The 1624-nt window shown below is 45.7% G+C and carries 1 protein-coding gene; it reads right to left on the reverse strand.

Annotation, left to right across the window (positions count from 1 at the left end; translation table 11 throughout):
• Positions 1-476 precede the first annotated feature (476 nt).
• A complete protein-coding gene (gene pnuC / locus HMPREF2955_RS03095; protein WP_070720867.1) occupies positions 477-1070 on the reverse strand; it encodes a nicotinamide riboside transporter PnuC in 594 nt (197 codons plus the stop codon).
• Positions 1071-1624: the final 554 nt, after the last annotated feature.

Below are 1624 nucleotides of genomic sequence, written 5' to 3' on the forward strand. Positions count from 1 at the left end.
AAGATGAGCGATTGGTGGACAAAAAGGGTACTCACAATGTTAAATTTGCGACTAAAAACTAGACAAAACAAATGTATCGTAAACACGCACGAGTGGCCATCGGCACCGAAAGCATGCACGCTTGCGACAGCCAGCGCGAGCGGTTGCAGGGCATGCTACCTGCATACTGCACCATGAAAACGCAGAAGTAACCTGCTATCGACAAGTGGTCTTCAACTTATAGAGAATGTATGTAACAACTTCCGCCAGGTTGCCTTTTGAAATATAACTAGGTATTGCAACAGACAAATGGGGCGTATTTCAGGTTTTAACGTATCTTTGTCCAGGTACTTTGCACATGAACGAGGGTTCATTTTGGTTTTAAAGCACAAAGAAAACAGGTTTCTCTCAATTTGTAGAAATATTAAGAGTCAAGACGACTTCCTCTTACAAAATTGGCAAGCCATTGGCCCAACCGCTTAACATCACCACAATATTTAACTCCGCACCACTGCCTCTCTCCTCCATTTTCTATACCCAGCCACGGCAATAACCACGTACAGGCCATACAACAGGGCCTTAAAGGGAATGCCCTTATATATATATAGGCCGGTGCAAACCACGTCTACGGCAATCCAAAACAGCCATTGCTCAACGTATTTTCGCGCCAAAGCCCAAAGGCCAACAAAGCTTAGGGCGTTGGTAAAGGCATCTAGCGCGGGCACATTGCTGTCGGTAAAGGTTATCAACACATAATAAGTGGCACCCCAAGCCACAACAAAGAACACCACGGTAGGCACAAACAGCCTACGCGGCATGTGCGTAATGGGCATCTGTTGGCCTGCCGTCTGTCCGCGTTTGCGGCCAAACTTCCATACGGCGTAACCATAAATGGCGGCCAACGTGTAGTAAACGGCCATGCCCGCATCGCCATACAGTCCGTGTTGCCAATAAAGCCACACGTCAAGGGCGGGCATTACGATACCCACTACCCATAAAGCAATGCTCGCACGATATTCTAACCAAATGTAAAGTAGGCCTAATATGGTGGTGAAAATGTCGAGCCAATGAAGGGAAAGGAAAGAAAGCATACGCGAAAAATTATAAAACGGCCTCACCCCAGCCCCTCTTTGAGAGGCGACCTGAGGGAGAAAGCCTCACCCCCAGCCCCTCTCCAAGGGGAGAGGGGATGATTTGCCTTGTTGTTATTATATTGGCACACACCCACTTTGTTATAATATCGAAGATGAATGCCTTGTTAATTAGCCCCTCGACCCCAACTCCCCATAAAGAGGAGCTGGGGTTTAAGGGCCTTTTTGGATAATTTGCTCGTTCGAAGTAGTTGAGGACAATTGCCCATTAAAGCGGTAAAGCATTGCTTAGCATTATGGCAACGATGAGTATATAAGGGTGTTCACCAATGTGCAACTAAGCGCTTAGCTTAACTCCATAACTTCTAAAAATGAAAGAGTGAAAAGGTGAAAAGGTGAAAAGGTGAAGAAATGGCTAACGCCTTTTAAAGGTGTAAGAGTGAAAAGGTGAAAAAATGGCTAACGCCACCTATACATCTGGCTTAACTCCATAACTCCTTAACACCTTAACTACTCACCAAAAAGCATTTGGCTTAACTCCTTAACTCCATAAC

It is taken from the genome of Prevotella sp. HMSC073D09, from assembly GCF_001814145.1.
GTDB lineage: Bacteria > Bacteroidota > Bacteroidia > Bacteroidales > Bacteroidaceae > Prevotella > Prevotella conceptionensis.